Below are 19317 nucleotides of genomic sequence, written 5' to 3' on the forward strand. Positions count from 1 at the left end.
AATAAATAGCTTTTAGTGGTTAAAGTCGAAAACGATTTAAAAAGCTACTTTCTAATTTAGCCATCACTGTTCTTACTTGTTGTGCTTGTTCATTGAGTGCCAAAAACTCTTTATCTACAGCGCTGCGAAGTGTCGCCAGATCAGTACCTAATATGGCACTTCGCACCGATACCAGCACAGTGTTTCCTGTTTTAATTAATACGCCCTCATCTACGGCTACAAATATCTCACCGTCTTTTTCGCAATTAAATGTCAAAATACCTGGGGTTAGTGGCGCAACACAGTCAAGGCGATTGGGTAAAAATCCGTACGATCCTTCGCTTGTTTCGGCAACAACATGAGTCACATCATGCCTGTCGAAAAATATCTCATATGGCAGCAATAATTTAAGGTGTATCTGAGTTTGCGGCACCGCTTGTATCCTCATTATTATTTACTGTGGATTTTATTTTGACCTCACTTATGGCACCTATCATATAAAGTGCACTCTCTGGCACGTTTTTAAATTCATCATTTAAAATGCGTTCACACCCATCTAGCGCATCATCAAGGCTAACAAGTTTGCCTTTATAACTAGTAAATTGCTCTGTTGTAAAAAATGGCTGAGTAAGAAAACGCTCTAAACGCCTTGCGCGTCCAACAATGTTGCGGTCCTCAACTGATAACTGTTCAAGCCCTAACATAGCAATAATATCTTTGAGTTCATTGTATTGCGCTAAGGTGCTACGTACCTTTTGTGCAAGTAAGTAGTGGCGCTCTCCCACAACCCCGGGGCTCGCCATTTTTGAATTAGATTGCAGGGGATCTATAGCCGGAAATAATCCTTCGCTTGCGCGTTTACGAGAGAGCACAATAGAAGCCGATAAATGCGAAAATGTATGAACTGCGGCCGGATCGGTAAAATCATCGGCAGGTACATACACCGCTTGAATAGAAGTAATAGCACCATTTTGTGTATTGGCAATTCGCTCTTCTAACCCAGCAAGCTCTGTGCCCATAGTAGGCTGATAACCAAGCCTTGAAGGCATTTGCCCCATTAAGCCCGATACCTCAGAGCCTGCCTGAATAAAACGAAATATATTGTCGATTAGCAACAGCACATCTCGCTGCTCATCATCACGAAAATACTCAGCCATAGTTAAAGCTGCATGCCCCACCCTAAAACGACTCCCTGGTGGCTCGTTCATTTGCCCAAAAATCATCGCCATGTTTGGCAAAACGCCCGCGTCTTTCATTTCGCGATAAAGCTCTTCGCCTTCACGGCAACGCTCACCTATGCCACAAAATAGGCTAACACCTTTGTGCTTGCCCACCATATTGTGAATCATTTCAGTCAATAACACTGTTTTGCCAACACCTGCACCGCCAAACAATCCCGCTTTGCCACCACGTTCTAACGGCACCAGCAGATCAATTACTTTTATACCGGTTTCAAAAATCTCTGATTGGGTTGACCGTTCGGTTAATGGCACTGGCTTATTATGTACAGAGCGCCACTGAACATCTTTAAGCTCACCACCGCCATCAAGCGTGTTACCAAACACATCAAACATTCTCGATAAGGTTCCTTTACCAACAGGGGTAAGTAACGGTCCGCCACTGTCAACAACTTCCATGCCACGCGCAAGTCCTTGTGTAGGCGTGAGCGCAATTGCTCTTACATGATGCTCATTGCGCTGCTCTAGCACTTCAAAAATACACTGTTTATTTTCGCCAGCACTAAGCATTGAATTAATCGCAGGTAGCTTCTTGTCAAAACGCACGTCAATTACGCTGCCGCGTATAGCGGTAATTGTACCGAGATTTTCAAATTTACTAATCGTGGATTGAGCTACAAAATTCATTGATGCGCCTGCCACTGCCAATTACGAATTTCAGGGAGATCTTGCCCATGCTTATTAATATATTTTTTATGCTCAACAAGCTTTTCTTCAAGCTGTTTTTTTAGTGCGTCTCTTTTTGTACCCAAGTTTGGCAGGCGTTCCAGTGTGTCTAACACTAAATGAAAACGATCAATCTCGTTTAATACCGTCATATCAAAAGCAGTTGTAATAGTGCCTTCTTCTTTATACCCGCGAACATGAATATTATGATGATTATTACGCTTGTACGTAAGCCTATGAATAAGCGTTGGGTAGCCATGAAATGCAAAAATAACCGGCTTATTAATAGTAAACAGAGTGTCAAAATCCTCTGCGATTAACCCGTGAGGATGTTCGGTATTAGGCTGTAAACGCATCAAATCAACCACGTTAACAACCCGGATTCTAAGATTACTAAAATGCTCGAGTAAAATCATAACGGCTGCCATCGTTTCCAATGTAGGCACATCACCACAACAAGCCATCACCACATCAGGTGTTGCATCTACACTATTACCCGCCCATTGCCAAATGCCAATCCCTGCCTCGCAATGTTTAACAGCTGCCACCATATCTAACCATTGCGGCGCAGGATGCTTGCCTGCAATAACGACATTAACGTAATGACGACTTCGCAAACAATGATCCATTACCGACAGCAAGCAGTTAGCATCAGGCGGTAAATAAACGCGCACAATTTCAGCTTTTTTATTAATAACATGATCGATAAAACCCGGATCTTGATGGGTAAAACCGTTGTGATCTTGTCGCCATACATGCGATGCCAGTAAATAATTAAGTGAAGCGATTTTTTTACGCCATGGTAAACCTGCCGCCACTTTTAACCATTTAGCATGTTGATTAAACATCGAGTCAATAATATGAATAAACGCTTCATAACTATTAAATAAACCATGGCGGCCGGTTAATAAATATCCTTCAAGCCAACCTTCGCATTGATGTTCACTCAGCATTTCCATTACTCTGCCACTAGGCGAAAGCTGCTCATCGTTGCTATGGGTTGCTGCATTCCACTGTCTATCGGTTACCTCTAACAGTGCACCTAAACCATTGGATACTGTTTCGTCGGGTCCAAATACTCTAAAATTACGTTGCTCGTCATTAAGCTCAACTATATCTCTCAAAAATGGACCTAAAACTCTGGTATCACCAATTCCGCGTATACCGGGAGAGATTACTTCGCATGCATAATCGCGAAAATCAGGCATATGTAAATCTTCTAGCAGCAACCCACCATTCGCATGAGGATTTGCTCCCATACGGCGATTCCCCGTTGGGGCCAATTCAGCAAGCTCTGGTAATAAACGCCCTTGTGAATCGAAAAGTGTTTCTGGATGATAGCTACGCAGCCAGCTTTCTAATAATTGCAAATGATCTGGATGAGCTGATGGGCTAGAAATAGGAACCTGATGCGCACGCGATGTTCCCTCTATCTGAAAACCATCTACGAGCTTTGGACCCGTCCACCCTTTAGGTGAAATGAGGATAATCATTGGCCAACGTGGACGAGTTGGATCGTTATTATCGAGAGCATCTTTTTTTATTTTTTTTATTTGATGTATTGCGACATCAAGTGCTTTAGCCATAGCCTGATGCATTAGCTCAGGCTCATGTCCTTCAACAAAAATAGGGCTCCAGCCATAACCAAACATTAATTGCTCTAATTCTTCATGGGTAATACGCGCTAAAACGGTAGGATTCGCAATTTTATACCCATTCAAATGCAATATAGGGAGAACAGCACCGTCACTGATAGGATTAAGAAACTTATTAGAATGCCATGCAGTTGCAATAGGCCCTGTTTCTGCCTCACCATCACCCACCACACAAGCAACTATTAAGTCTGGATTATCAAATACAGCTCCAAACGAATGACTCAAAGAATAGCCCAGCTCGCCACCTTCATGAATCGAGCCAGGACACTCGGGCGATACATGACTAGGAATGCCACCGGGAAACGAAAACTGTAAAAACAGTTTTTGCATACCTGCTTTATCTTGGCTTATATCAGGGTAAATTTCACTGTAGGTGCCCTCAAGATAGGTATTAGCAACCATAGCTTGCCCGCCATGCCCTGGGCCAGATACATAAATCATATTTAGATCGTGTATTTTAATAACACGATTTAAATGCGCATAAATAAAATTTTGCCCGGGTGTTGTTCCCCAGTGCCCAAGCAACATATTTTTAATATCACTTAGTATCAGTGGGCGCTCTAAAAGTGGGTTATCGCATAAATAAATTTGACCTACCGACAGGTAATTCGTGGCACGCCAATATGCGTCAATTAACTCTAATTCTTTTGATGTTAATGAAGGAAGAATCATATGCAGGGTTTCCATCTTGTCGCATCCAAAAATGCTTAAGCCATGCTCTATATAAGAGCATGGCGAGGGTTAGCCAGCGCAATAACTACGCAGTGGTAGTTATGTCCTGTTTTTTTTGCTCGAATTCTTTTTTGTCAATATCGCCGCTGGCGTATCTTTCATTAAGAATATCAATTGCTGTTTTATTAGACTCTAACCCATAGCGTCTATGGGTTCGGTAGCTATAACCCCAATGGCTTAAACTCGATATGAGCAATAACCACATACCAAACCATAAAAACCAACCCCAACCTGAGTACCACTCACTCCAAAATTCATGACCCATTTTAATCTCCACTTAAAATATGGAGCGCAAAACACTTACACCCCAATTAATACAATGAGTGTAAGTGAGTGATATTATTGGTTCTGTTCGCTAGCGTACGCATTTATTATTGTTAATCATAAGCAGTTGTTTTATTGAGCATATACTTGCTGTTTCTATTAAATTTTGTTTCTATTAAAGTTAATTTCTATTAAGCCAACCTTTACGCCAAAAAATAAATATCATTGCTGCCGTTATCAAAATAAAAACACACCACAAAACGGGATATGCCCAAGTCCAGTTTAGCTCTGGCATGTATTTAAAGTTCATTCCATAAATTCCAGCTATAAATGTTAACGGTATAAAAACAGAAGATATAATAGTAAGCACTTTCATAATTTCATTCATACGATTTGAAATAGCTGACATGTATAGCTCACTTAAACCGCTTACCATTTCACGGTATGACTCAATAATTTCAACAATTTGAATATTATGCTCATACACATCTCTAAGGTAAGGGCGCGTAGAGTCATCTATTCTGCCTCCTTCCTCGCGATACAAATGGTCGATAACCTCTCGCATAGGCCAAACAATTCTTCTTAATAATGCCAATTCTCGTTTAATACTATGGATATGGTGCAGTACGTGGGGAGTTGGATTTTCAAGTGTTGTTACTTCAAGTTCCTCAAGGATATCGCCATATTGTTCAAGTACCGGAAAACATTTATCAACCAGTTCATCAAGTAATGCATAAAGTAAATAACCAGTACCATTTTTGCGAATACGACGATTTTCTGTATGCAAACGACCGCGAACGGATTGCCACACGTCTCCTGGTTTTTCTTGAAAACTCAGTAAAACATTGTCATATAAAAGTAAGCTAACTTGCTCAATATCAAGAATTGTATTATTGGGCTCATGCGTCTCTAGCTTCAACATGCTTAATACAACAAATAAATGATCGTCAAAAAATTCGATACGAGGTCGCTGAGGTACATGTAAAATATCTTCTGCGGTGAGCGTATGAAATGCGAAATGATGTTGAAGTAAACCAACAATATAAGAGTCTGTATTACTCACGTGGATCCACCTCACCGTTGCCCACTCAGGTTGGGGAGTTTTTAAAAACTCATCAATATCGCTAACCTCTTTGGCTTCTATACGGCTAGCTGAATAATCTATATAACGTATAACAGCATTGTTTGATCTTGTTGGCGCTAAAACACCAGCAACGTATTCAACTTTGGGTGACGGCCCAGAAATAGTGTTATATTTATGTTTTCTCGACTTGCGCACGTTATATAGCCCCAATGCTGGAGCACCCAACTTTCTCTTTTTATTATGTATTAACATTATATGCTCGATTACTTTATTTAAAGTTAGCTGAATAAAGTGAGTATTCTCAACACTTACAGCGCGAATAAAAGTCAGTCACAAAGCCACGCTACTCAAAAATAAGCATAGAGTCCGTGCGCTAACACTCAAATATAATGCCAGTTTTAAAAATACACTTCGCACGTTCTAATTATTCTTGTTATAGCGCTACCTAAAAATCAATGAAAAATAACATTGCTTGTTCGTCAGCGCACAGACCTTTGTTTTTCAAAAGCCGAAACTGGAAATATTAATCTACTTATCGTTTGTACTTTACAGCTTATAAAGCATGGTTTTTTATAGATAAGCATTAGGGTCTGTTGACCTTTTAAGATAGAAATTTATTCTATCTAGAGGCTATTTAATCGCGGCGCAAGGTTTGCAACCTAGCGGGCTCGGTAAAAACCGAGCAAAGCTTCCGCATCCAGCTCACGCTCTAGAATTAACCCAAAGGGCTGCGCATGTTTAACCTCAAAAGATAAACGTGCCCTAAATAAGAAGAAAGCACTTGATAAGCAAAAGCGCGTTAAAAACTGCAAAAATAATGCATTACAAATGCAAATAACCCACTAAAAAGGATCGTTATTATGTTACGTAGTATGAAAGACTTAGAAGGTTGTGCAATCGCTGCTAGTGACGGTATTGTAGGCAAAGAAAAAGATTTTTTGTTTGATGACCTAGCATGGGTGATACGTTATTTTGTTGTAGAAACAGGCACGTGGCTATCGAGTCGCAAAGTTTTAATTTCCCCTATTGCGGTGCAAAACCCAAATTGGGATGAAAAGATTTTCCCTGTTTTAATCAGTAAAGACCAAGTTAAAAATAGTCCTGGTATTGATACTAATAAACCCGTTTCACGACAACATGAAATGGATTACCTAAACTACTATGGATACCCGTATTACTGGATCGGTACTAATTTTTGGGGAAGCGGGATATATCCCTACTCCTTATATCCTGGCAATGACATTTTTGAACATAGTGTCGAAGGTGCCCGCAGCGCAAATCTAATTCATAAAAGTATAAAAAGTCAGCATGTTCAAAAAGGGGATCCTAATCTTCGTAGTTGCAAAGCTATTATTGGCTATAACATACACGCTAAAGACGGAGACATTGGCCATGTATCAGGATTTTTAGTTGAAGAAAGTACATGGGCGGTTCGTTACCTAATTGTTGAAACGAGCAATTGGTGGGGAGGACATCAAGCACTTATCCCGTCAGCATGGATTTACGAAGTGCAATGGCTCGACAACTCAATTTCAACTGATTTAGTTCGTAAAGCGATAAAAGATGCGCCGGTATATGAGCCAAATAAAGAGATAACTCAGGACTTTGAAGCAGCTGTTTTTCATCACTATGAACTTGCTGCATACTGGGAAAAAATTGCTAAAACAGTAAATAAACAAAGTTAAAACAGGCGCAAATTCCAAAACAAGCGTGTCTTAATCTGCCTTTTATAACACTCTTACCAAGCAAATATTCAAGGACGATATTTGCTTTTATACTTAAAAACGTTTCCTCAAAATGCTATTTGTAAAACCCAGGTAAAATTCAAATAAGATAAGAGCAATACACATCAATGCACATCAATACACATCAATACACATCAATATAAAACAATTTTTTATTTGAATTTAAATTGTATTCAATTAAATCCACTTTATAAGAAAAACCGTAGTTGAGTAAATCACTTATACTATCAATACTCGTATCCGCCTTTCGATAGGTAAGTAGCTGCTTAATATCGTGGGCATAATGTCCTTGACGTGGAAATATAGTTGTTAAATCATTTTTCCACTGCGCTTTCATAGCAGCTAAAATACGTAACTTATCATCTACCATTACATAATGTTTAGCGGGGTACTGCTCTTTTATTGCTGCAAGCATTTGCTCTTTGTGAACATATATCAACACCCTTCCCTCCACTGCATCCCATAAACCGGAGCGTAAAATTTTAAGTGGTTGTAATACAATATCGCCATCAGACAAAATAACGGTGGGGCCAAATTGTTGTAAATGTTCAATCACAGCAAGTGCGTTAGGGTAAAGCCTTTCTTTATATGGATAATTAATTAAAAAAGAAGAAATCAGATGCAGTCTCGGATCATCAGAATGTTCCATTCGATAACACTGTAGTGCGCCCAAATAGTCGGCATAACCGAGTTCTTTACGAAGTTTTTCAAAAATAGACCAGTAATGGTCACTATTTTCACAACCAAATTCACCTTCTAAAAAATCTTTCAAATGGCTTAAAATAGTATCGCTATCGAGCAATGTATTATCAACATCCAGTAAAAATACGATATCGGGAACTGTTTGCACGCGCTGTCCTTAAAATAATTTAAGTACTTTATATTTTATTATATGAGTTTATTAATATTGACTCTGTACGGTATCGCGCCAAACAATGATTATTAAAGCTCATATATTCAACGCTCGTTACCTTCTCAAAATTACTATAAATACAGATAATGGGTGATTTATGTTCGCTGTGGCACAGACTCAAAATTGCAAAGCCATTAGGATAAAGCGGTCATACAAATTGTAGAATAGTCTTTTAAGCTATACGTAGTACTGCTTTTATACCAATTTGCTTAATTAAGTGAGCTATTTTTAGGTAAGAAAACCGTGTCGATAACAAGGCAAAAATTTCGTTATTTAGTTGTTCTTTATCAGAAATTTTTAACACAGTTAGCGTCAGGTTTATGCCCTCAAATTGATCAAGTATTATTGCACATTGGTATTACTATGATAAATCGAGCTTACATTCCACTTAAGATTGAGAATAATGTAACTACACTCAATGTTTTAATTTGGTATTAAGTTTTTTATTTTATCGAGTAATATTTTAGGAATAATCACATGAGTAATAACATCTCAAGTAATTCAGTATCAAAAACTAAATCTAATTTGAATAAAGAAGGTCTCAGCCGACATGACATGATTGAAGCTAAAGCTTACTCATTAGCCAGTGATCGTGACTTTACCGGTGACAATCACTTAAATGATTGGCTTGAGGCTGAAAAGGAAGTAGACGGACAACTACCAAAGTAGGTTAAATGTAAAAAGCCCACTAACAGCAGAACATACACAAATTTTAAAGCCCAGGCTCAATGAGCAACGTGCTGGGCTGTTTTGAAGCTATTACCGGATTTTATTTTTATGTAAATAAACTGATTAGATACCAAAATATATTAACTGATAATGGATAGTTTTCTAACGTTAGGTTTTTTTTCCATATAAGACTCCAACCTGTCTGTTTCTCTTTTTACAACCTCATAGCACTCGCATGACTGAGATTCTAATTGAGGTCGGTCTATCACACTAATATGACCACGTTTATAAGTGATAATACCCAGCTTTTGTAGTTTACCAGCGGCCTCAGTTACTCCCTCACGTCTTACGCCTAACATATTTGCTATTAGCTCTTGAGTCATTATTAAATTGTTACTCGGTAAACGGTCAATCGATAGTAAAAGCCAGCGGCTTAGTTGTTGCACTATACTATGATGACGATTACAAACTGCGGTTTGCGCTGTTTGGGTAATTAATGATTGCGTGTAACGTAACATGAGCATACGCATATCAGGCTCGCTATTAAATTGCCTGCGTAATTCACAAGCGGGTAAGCGATAAGCAGTACCAGCACTTTGCACAATAGCCCGGTTAGGAGTGCTTTCTCCCCCCATAAATACAGCTATACCTACCACCCCTTCATTACCGATAACTGATATTTCAGCAGATGAGCCATCAATCATCACATACAATAATGAAACAATACTATCTATTGGAAAATAAACGTAATCGAGCTTTTCACTTGTTTCATAAATAACTTCTCCAAGGGATAAATTGACTCGCTTTAAAAGCGGAAACATGCGGTGTTGTGCGTCAGTAGATAAAGCATTAAGCAGTTTGTTCTTCAATTGACCCATCTAATGTGAATTTCCTTTTTATATGCCCAACTTATAACTAATAAAACCTAAAAGTAATGGCTTTGAAAGTATGTAAGTCAGGATATTTTAATAATAAACTCGGATTTGTTTATACAGTTATTAGGCGCTAGAAATGAAAGGTCGTTGCTTTTTGATAATAAAAATTGTTCTATTTTTATTAAAGAATTTTAAGGTGCCTTTATTATTTTATATACGTTTATTCACTTTAAATATAAGCCGACACTCCCAGCTGTACTTCACTGAAATAATAAAATACTCAATATAACAAGGCGAATATGTACGCTAACACACATAGTCTAAATTTATCTGCCTTTAGTTGATATATATGCATAATGGTTGATGAAATTTAAAGATAATCCACACCATAACATGGCGACAACTCACTGTTATAAAAAACAAAATAGAGCTCTACTATTAGACTATGTGTGTTGACGAACCGACCCTTAACGAAGCTTGTTATATGTTGATGTATGTATTCAACAATAAGATAAACTTTATGAATATTTTTAATGATTACCTGCTCACCTCTAATAACCAAAATAATTTAAAACATCTTTTTTTAAATCCAGTGATAAATTTAACCGTCAATATCTTCACTACGACGTTTAGTCTCAAGTATTTACCACGATGAATAAAAATAAGCTTATCAACATCCTTTCGCCATTTTTCCCTTGGCTTAAATCAGCTCCCCCAAAAGAACAAATCCCCATTCGATCAGAGCTCTTAAGTGCTGAACAAATGGAAAAACATGCAAAATCACTAGCAAAAAGTCATATTTTAGATGCTAAAAACACTCAAGATCAGCTACTTGAGCGCCTAGACGAAAACGAAAAAGTACTGATTAAAGCCAATAGTTTATTAACCATTGCCGTTAAAGCAAAGCAGCCTATAGTGCCCTCTGGTGAGTGGTTACTCGATAATTTTTATCTTATTGAAGAGCAAATTCGTACCGCTCGGCTTCATTTACCTAAGCACTATAGTCAGGAACTGCCACGTTTAGAGCAAGGTGCCTCTTTAGGTATGCCGCGAGTTTATGATATTGCGTTAAATGTAATTTCCCATGGCGACGGGCGTGTAGATAGCGAAATTCTAGCGCAATTTTTAGCCGCGTATCAAACAGTAACAACGCTTAACCTTGGTGAACTCTGGGCCATTCCAATTATGCTAAGGTTAGCCTTAATTGAAAACCTACAACGCGTAAGTACACGTATCATAATCGCACGCCAGCACCTAAATCTAGCCCAACAGTGGGCTAATCAAATGTTAGAAATTGCTGAGCAAGACCCTAATAGTTTAATTTTAGTTATTGCCGACATGGCACGCTCAAAGCCTCCTATGGAAAGCGCTTTTGTAGCAGAGCTAACTCGTTTATTACAAGGGCATGGTTCGGCATTAGCACTTCCCCTTACTTGGATTGAACAACAACTAGCTGATTCGAGTTTAACCATAGAGCAACTAGTACAAAAAGAGAATCAGCAACAAGCCGCTGATCAAGTCTCAATTAGCAATAACATTAGTAGCTTACGCTGGTTGACCGCGATGAACTGGGCGGATTTTGTAGAAGATCATAGCGCTGTAGAACACATTTTGCGCCAAGATATAGAGGGTGTGTATGGTTATATGGACTTTATCACGCGAGATAGTTACAGAAAAATCATAGATCAACTCGCTAAGCGAAGCTCATTTTCAGAAGTCGATATAGCTAAAAAAGCAATAAAATTAGCCCTGCAGGCTGATCAAGCCCAAACAATATCAAACACAACGCTTGCGCCTAACCATGTAGGCTACTATTTAATTGATAAAGGTATTACGCAATTAAAGCAGCGCATAACAGTAAAAACGCCTATTTTTAAAACGTTATTTTCGCAAGCCAAGCGTATAACATTAGTACTTTATTTAGGGGCAATTATATCCTTAACAGCCCTAATTAGTGCCTCTTTTATGGCTATGGTCGTTCCTAATAACATACCTCACTGGCAGTTTATTCTTTTAATAATTTTAACTTTATTCGGAGCAAGTCAATTAGCCTCAGCACTTGTAAACTGGATAGTTACCTTGCTAGTCGACCCACAACGATTACCCAGAATGGACTATTCAAAAGGGTTACCAGCGCAAAATAAAACATTCGTAGTAATCCCCACAATGCTTACCAGCTCTATAAGTATTGAGCAGTTATTAGAAGTACTCGAAGTTAGATTTTTAGGTAATCGCGATCAACATATACACTTTGCTCTACTGACCGACTTTACTGATGCAGAGCAACAAACACTCCCCACAGACGAAGCGTTGTTATCGCAAGTACGCCTTGGTATAGAAAACCTTAATGCCAAATATGCAGAGCCTTCTCTTTTACAGCAAGAAAGTCGCTTTTTTTTACTGCATCGCCCACGAACCTGGAATCCAAAAGAGCAAATTTGGATGGGGTTTGAACGTAAACGCGGAAAATTATCAGATCTAAACGCACTACTTCGAAACCCAATAGAACATGCATTTGAACTTATCGTCGGTGATATTAACGCTATACAAAAAGTTAAATATGTCATTACTTTAGATACCGATACACAACTTCCACGAGATTGTGCCCGTCAGTTAGTTGCGACCATGGCGCACCCTTTAAATCAACCAAGATTTGATGAAAAAAGACAATGTATTGTAGGCGGCTACGGCATTTTACAACCACGTATGGCAGCAAGTCTATCGGGACATAACCCTTCTCGTTACTCGCAATTATTTGGTGAAGAACCGGGTATCGACCCATATACGCGTTCAATATCCGATGTATACCAAGACCTCTTTTCACAAGGCTCATTTATCGGTAAAGGTATATACGATATAGATGCATTTGAACAAACACTTGGTAACCGTTTACCACAAAACCAAATACTCAGCCATGATTTACTCGAAGGTTGCTATGCTCGATCAGGGTTGATTAGTGATGTGCACTTGTACGAAGAATACCCTACACGTTACAACACTGATATGTGTCGGCGTGAGCGCTGGATCAGAGGAGATTGGCAAATTGTGCGCTGGTTACTTCCTCGTGTTTTAAACACTCGAAGCGATAAATGTCAAAATCCTTTGTCACCTTTATCACGTTGGAAAATTCTTGATAATTTACGTCGAAGTGTCGAACCACTCGCAATCTTTTTATTACTTACGGTAGGTTGGTTTACAGCAGCTAATCCATTGAAATGGACCCTTGCCATAAGTGCTATTTATTTATTACCCCCATTGCTGAGCGCGCTAATTTCGTCGATGCGCAAACCCGCAGAAATGCTGATATCCCACCATTTGCATGATGTTTTACAGTGCTTTGTTCGTCAACTTATTCAAATCGGTTTTCGTTTAGCATGTTTACCTTTTGAGGCTGTGTTTAACTTAACCGCAATATTACGTAGTGCGGGTCGAATGCTGTTTACTCAACGTCGTTTATTAGAGTGGCATGTCACAGATCATAAATCTAATCATGTAGTAAATGCCTTAATAAATAGTTATTACACTATGTGGACTGCGCCATTTATTGCGATTACTTTAATCGCTTCGCTACTTTACTTTGCCCCTTTACACTTAACTTTTACAAATATATTAGCTGTATTTCCTCTACTTTTATTATGGCTTTTATCACCGGCTATAACATGGTGGTTTAGTGAGCCTAAACTCGATAATTTAGCGCCACTGAGCGACAAGCAACAATTATTTTTACAAACTATTGCCCGTAAAACATGGGCTTTTTTCGACCACTTTAACACTGCAGACGATCATTGGTTAATTCCCGATAACTATCAAGAGGAAGCCGGTCCTGTTATTGCGCACCGTACATCGCCTACTAATATTGGTCTGTCTTTACTGGCTAACGTTAGCGCCTATGATTTTGGTTTTATTGTACAAAGTGATTTAATTCAACGCACGCAAGATTGCTTTAATACCCTCGATAAACTCGAGCGCCACGAAGGGCATTTTTATAACTGGTACGACACACAAACATTGCAACCTTTGCCACCGCGCTATATTTCATCAGTAGATAGCGGTAACTTAGCCGGTCACCTTTTAACTTTACAAATAGCATTAAAAGAACTCCCTTCTAAACCTATTGTTCACCCACAAATGTTTGAAGGCATAAGTATCACTTTGGCTATTGTGGCAAACTTGTTTAAAACATTGCAATTAGACTCAGAGCAAAATAAAAACAATATTATCGATACCGCTATTAATGCCATGAGCTCAATACTTAACGCTGTTCGTATCACTGCGCCTACAAATCTATATGACGTTGAACAGCACTTAATTACACTCAATAATAATGCGCGAATATTGTTAGAGAATATAAAGCAAGACGCTACTAATGATTTAGATACAAAGTCGCAAGAGCATAAAGTATGGACTCAAGACTTACACAGGCAATGCCAGCGTACCCTAAACGAACTCTATTTATTTTCGCCATGGCTCAAACTAACTAATCCGCCAGTTAGCTTAAAACTGCTATTTCTTGATTCTAATATTTTGACAATGCAGCAATTAGTTAAACGTTGCCCCGACACTATTAACGCAATTGATGCGCTTTTATCATCGGTATTACCATCCGACGAAACTCAGTGGCTTTCTTCATTACGTATTCATACTTTAGCCAGTACACAGCTTGCCAAAGATTGCATTTCGCAATGTGACAAATTAGCCAACAGAGCGATTGAATTTGCACAAATGGAATATGCATTTTTATATGATGAGTCTCGCCATTTATTGGCTATTGGTTATAACGTAGATGAGCATCGACGTGACACCAGTTTTTACGATTTACTGGCATCTGAAGCACGTTTAGCCAGTTTTATTGCTATAGCACAAGGTAAATTGCCACAGCAAACCTGGTTCGCTCTAAGTCGCCTACTAACCAGCGCTGGCGCCGAGCCGGTGCTGGTGTCGTGGAGTGGCTCTATGTTTGAGTATCTTATGCCCATGTTAGTTATGCCTAGCTACGACGGTACATTGCTCGAACAAACTTGCCGTGCAGCGGTTACCCGACAAATTGATTATGGAAAAAGACAAAACGTACCGTGGGGCATATCTGAGTCGGCATACAATACGGTAGATGCTTCTCTTAATTTTCAATATCATGCCTTTGGCGTACCGGGTTTAGGGCTAAAACGAGGCTTATCAGAAGACCTCGTCATCGCTCCCTACGCGTCTGCATTGGCATTAATGGTTAACCCACAAGCCGCGTGCGAAAATCTTCAACTGTTAGCTGATAGTGGACTTGAGGGACATTACGGATTGTATGAGGCAATAGATTACACCCCTGCCCGTTTATCCAGAGATCAAAAAAGCGCAGTCATTCGCTCCTTTATGGCTCACCATCAAGGTATGAGCTTACTTGCATTGGCATATCATTTACTTGACCAGCCTATGCAAAAACGCTTTGAATCAGACCCTTTACTGCAATCAGCTTTGCTATTACTACAAGAGCGCGTGCCTAAAACATCTATATTCCAACCTCATATAGACCAATACGCAGAGAGCGGGGCTTTATTTGAACATGCAAAAATAAAGGTTAATCCACCTATTCCAGCCATTACCTCAACCCCCCAAGTACAGCTACTTTCAAATGGTCGTTACCATATAATGCTTACAAATGCAGGAGGTGGCTACAGCCGCTGGACCGACTTAGCCGTTACACGGTGGCGTGAGGATCCTACTTGCGACAATTGGGGAACATTTGTCTACGTTAGAGATACAGCCACAGGCGACTTTTGGTCGGCAGCCCACCAGCCAACGCTAAAACCAGCCCAGTCGTATAGCGCATCATTTTCTGAAGGTCGCGCTGAGTTTCGCCGAAGCGATCAGCATATAGAAACTTACACTGAAATCGTTGTCTCTCCGGAGGACGATATTGAACTTCGTCGTATACGCTTAAGTAATCACTCACCCGATACCCGTACAATTGATATAACCACTTATGCAGAAGTTGTAATGGCAAATCCTGCAGCCGACCTTATGCAACCGTCATTTAGTAATTTGTTTGTACAAACTGAAATACTTCCATGTGGCAATGCTATTTTATGTACTCGTCGTGCACGCTCTGCTAATGAAAAAACACCTTGGATGTTTCATTTACTTTCAACACGCGACAATAGCAGCACAACAAAAGTCGGAACCCTGTCTTGTACAACTGATCGCATGCAATTTATTGGTAGAGGTCGCTCTTTGGTTTCACCACAAGCAATGCTAGAAATGGGCGAACTTGACGCTAAACAAGGGTCAGTGCTTGATCCTATTGTTGCTATTCGCGCCCCTGTGACTTTACTTGCTGGCAGTGTAGTAACACTCGATGTAATAACGGGTATGGCACAAAGTAGACAGGCTTGCCTTGCGTTAATTGCTAAATATCAAGATCATCACATTACCGATCGAGCACTTGATTTAGCATGGACTCATAGCGATGTGACCTTACGCCAAATTAACGCCAATGAAGCAGATGCTCAACTCTACCGGCAGCTGGCTGGGTATATTTTGTATGCCAATGCAACTCTTCGGGCTAACGCATCTGTATTAATACAAAATCGTCGAGGACAATCTGGACTATGGGGCTACTCAATTTCTGGCGACTTACCTATCATATTATTAAAAGTAGCCAGCGGTAATAATATTGAAATTGCCCGCCAACTTATTCAATGCCATGCTTATTGGCGCTTAAAAGGGCTTGTCGCTGATTTAGTCATTTGGAATGAAGAGCAAGTTGGTTACCGACAAGGTTTGCAAGACCAAATTATGGGGCTAATCGCAACGGGCACTGAGCCTCATTATATTGATCGCCCTGGCGGGATATTCGTTCGCTCAGCAGAACAAATTTCGAATGAAGACCGCATACTGTTACAAGCCGTTTCGCGGATTATTATTGATCAAAGTGGCACATTGGCAGAGCAAGTAAACCGTCGAACGCTTGCAGAGAAAAACGTAAAGGGATTAATCCCAACTCAAGCATTACATCCCAAAATCAATCAAGCGCTTGGCAATACTCAAGAAAACTTACTTTTAAATAATGGACTGGGTGGGTTTAGTGAAGATGGTCGCGAATATATTATTACCACCACCGAAGCGAATCCAACTCCTCTGCCTTGGGTTAATGTGCTAGCAAACGCACATTTTGGCAGCGTTATTGACGAAAATGGTTTTGCTTATACGTGGAGCGAAAACGCCCATGAGTTTCGTTTAACGCCGTGGAGTGCAGACACTACAGGCTCATCTGGTGGCGAAGCCTTTTATTTACGTGATGAAGATACAGGTAAATTTTGGTCACCTTGTGCGATGCCAAAACGTGGGGCTAATCCCTATATAACCCGCCATGGCTTTGGTTATAGTACCTTTGAGCACAGTGAAACCGGCATCGAATCCTCTCTTTGTGTGTATGTAGATACACTCGACGCCGTAAAATACTCGGTATTAAAAATTAAAAACAACTCATTAACTACCAGGCGCCTAAGTGCAACAGGTTATGTTGAATGGGTACTTGGCGATCTTCGTTCTAAAACAGCGCTACACCTTGTAACAGAAATTGATGCTAAGAGCGGTGCATTGGTTGCCTCTAATGCCTATAACTCAGAGTTTGGTGGCAGAGTTGCTTTTTTTGACGTTGATGATATGTCACGAACACTAACAGGAGACCGTAGCGAGTTTATTGGTCGCAATAAAACATTACACGACCCCCAGGCAATGACTCGTACTCATTTATCTGGCAACTTAGGAGCGGCACTCGATCCGTGCGGTGCAATTCAAGTCCCTTTTGAACTGCAAAGTGAACAAGAGCGCACAATTATTTTTAGGCTCGGTGCTGCGCAAAATAAAGAGCAAGCAAGTACCCTTGCTTTAAAACTCAGAAAACCCGGTACAGCACGCATTGCACTCGAAAAAGTCACTGATTTTTGGCAGCAAACACTGGGCAGTGTGCAGGTTAATACCCCCGACCCTGCATTGAATGTATTAGCAAATGGCTGGCTTGTGTACCAAACTTTAGCATGTCGCTTTTGGGCTCGCAGTGGGTTTTATCAAAGTGGTGGCGCGTTTGGCTTTCGCGATCAGTTACAAGATGCCATGGCATTAATACATGCTTCGCCTGCATTACTAAGGGATCACATACTGTACTGCGCCACACGTCAGTATAGCGAAGGTGATGTGCAACATTGGTGGCACCCACCATCAGGGCGCGGTGTAAGAACACGCTGTTCAGACGATTATTTATGGCTACCATTAGCTACGTGTCGTTACATTAAAGGCACTGATGACATAACTATTTTAGATGAGCTAATGCCCTTTATTGAAGGTCGCCCCCTTAAAGACGACGAAGAATCCTATTACGACTTACCCTCTGTGAGTGCAGCAAGGTCGAGCCTTTACCAGCATTGCGTGTTGGCAATTGAGCATGGTTTACACTTTGGAGAAAAAGGTTTACCGTTAATGGGCTCAGGAGATTGGAATGACGGTATGAGCCTTGTTGGAATACACGGCAAAGGCGAAAGCGTTTGGCTGGGGTTCTTTTTATATAAAATACTACAAGAATTTTCACCTATTGCTGCATTACATGGCGATATAGAGTTTGCTACTCGTTGTGACGATGAAGCACAAAAACTACAAGGTAACCTAGCTAAACACGCATGGGACGGAGCTTGGTATCGTCGCGCATGGTTTGACGACGGAACCGCGCTGGGCTCATCACAAAGCCCAGAGTGCACTATTGACTCAATAGCGCAAAGTTGGTCAGTGCTCTCTGGTGCAGCTAATAATGAGCGCTCTACGCAAGCAATGTCGTCTTTGTATCAGCATTTGGTCAATAGCGATGATAAATTAATCCAATTACTCAATCCGCCTTTTGATAAATCAAAAATGAACCCTGGTTATATAAAAGGTTACGTCCCGGGCGTGCGCGAAAATGGCGGGCAGTATACGCATGCCGCTATTTGGGCAAGCATGGCATTTGCTCAACAAGGCGACAAAAAAAGAGCCTGGGAATTGATGAATATAATCAATCCATTAAATCATGCTAAAAACGCCGAACAAGTTGAAACCTATAAAGGCGAACCTTATGTCGTAGCCGCCGATGTTTATGCCGTTGCTCCGCATATTGGACGAGGCGGTTGGACGTGGTATACCGGATCTGCGGGTTGGTTATACCGACTAATAATAGAATCTTTATTAGGTGTAACACGAACAGGAAATAAGCTAACCATTTCACCGTGTATTCCAGAGGATTGGAGCACCTACTCAATCGACTATCGCTTCGAGAGCACCTATTACCATATTACAATTGAGCAAATTATAGGGGATAAAAAACATAATAAAAGTGAGCTAATACTTGACGGTATAGCGCTTGAATCAACTTATATTCCACTTGAAAACGATAAGCAAAAGCATGAAGTTCACCTAAGCGTTTACTCAGTGACTTCTAATAAATTGAAACCAAGTAAAATATAAACAAACGAATTAAGGAT

10 protein-coding genes are annotated in these 19317 nt (G+C 40.1%); 3 read left to right on the forward strand and 7 right to left on the reverse strand.

Features of this window, described 5'->3' with window-relative positions:
• Window positions 1-19: 19 nt before the first annotated feature.
• From I6F43_RS10895 to corA, 5 genes are all read right to left on the reverse strand, one after another.
• Window positions 20-346: a F0F1 ATP synthase subunit epsilon gene (locus I6F43_RS10895; protein ID WP_290293871.1), complete on the reverse strand. Its 327-nt coding sequence runs from the start codon at window positions 344-346 to the stop codon at window positions 20-22.
• 40 nt (window positions 347-386) lie between these two features.
• Entirely contained in the window at window positions 387-1844 is a 1458-nt protein-coding gene (atpD, locus tag I6F43_RS10900; RefSeq protein WP_197102249.1) for a F0F1 ATP synthase subunit beta, read from the reverse strand.
• Window positions 1841-4225, reverse strand: coding sequence for a phosphoketolase family protein (locus I6F43_RS10905; protein ID WP_197102251.1), 2385 nt, complete (start codon window positions 4223-4225; stop codon window positions 1841-1843). Before I6F43_RS10905 ends, atpD begins: the two co-directional genes overlap by 4 nt.
• 70 nt (window positions 4226-4295) lie before the next feature.
• A complete protein-coding gene (locus I6F43_RS10910) occupies window positions 4296-4535 on the reverse strand; it encodes an SHOCT domain-containing protein (protein WP_008168384.1) in 240 nt (79 codons plus the stop codon).
• A 180-nt stretch (window positions 4536-4715) separates the two neighbouring features.
• Entirely contained in the window at window positions 4716-5813 is a 1098-nt protein-coding gene (gene corA, locus I6F43_RS10915; RefSeq protein WP_225305725.1) for a magnesium/cobalt transporter CorA, read from the reverse strand.
• A gap of 665 nt (window positions 5814-6478) precedes the next feature.
• On the opposite strand from corA, the gene I6F43_RS10920 reads away from it, so the two are divergent.
• Window positions 6479-7303, forward strand: coding sequence for a PRC-barrel domain-containing protein (locus I6F43_RS10920; protein WP_197102253.1), 825 nt, complete (start codon window positions 6479-6481; stop codon window positions 7301-7303).
• Window positions 7304-7487: 184 nt separating this feature from the next.
• On the opposite strand, the gene I6F43_RS10925 is transcribed toward I6F43_RS10920, so the two are convergent.
• Window positions 7488-8213, reverse strand: a complete 726-nt coding sequence (locus tag I6F43_RS10925; RefSeq protein WP_024590347.1) for an HAD family hydrolase — start codon at window positions 8211-8213, stop codon at window positions 7488-7490.
• 540 nt (window positions 8214-8753) lie between these two features.
• On the opposite strand from I6F43_RS10925, the gene I6F43_RS10930 reads away from it, so the two are divergent.
• Window positions 8754-8945, forward strand: a complete 192-nt coding sequence (locus tag I6F43_RS10930) for a DUF2934 domain-containing protein (RefSeq protein WP_010552595.1) — start codon at window positions 8754-8756, stop codon at window positions 8943-8945.
• Window positions 8946-9085: 140 nt separating this feature from the next.
• On the opposite strand, the gene I6F43_RS10935 is transcribed toward I6F43_RS10930, so the two are convergent.
• The gene (locus I6F43_RS10935) at window positions 9086-9823 is read right to left on the reverse strand and encodes a Crp/Fnr family transcriptional regulator (RefSeq protein ID WP_024590349.1); all 738 of its coding nucleotides are present in this window, start codon (window positions 9821-9823) and stop codon (window positions 9086-9088) included.
• A gap of 648 nt (window positions 9824-10471) precedes the next feature.
• Between I6F43_RS10935 and I6F43_RS10940 the strand changes: the two genes are divergently transcribed.
• Window positions 10472-19300: a GH36-type glycosyl hydrolase domain-containing protein gene (locus tag I6F43_RS10940; protein ID WP_197102255.1), complete on the forward strand. Its 8829-nt coding sequence runs from the start codon at window positions 10472-10474 to the stop codon at window positions 19298-19300.
• Window positions 19301-19317 lie beyond the last annotated feature (17 nt).

It is taken from the genome of Pseudoalteromonas sp. NZS71_1 (genome assembly GCF_015864305.1).
GTDB lineage: Bacteria > Pseudomonadota > Gammaproteobacteria > Enterobacterales > Alteromonadaceae > Pseudoalteromonas > Pseudoalteromonas arctica.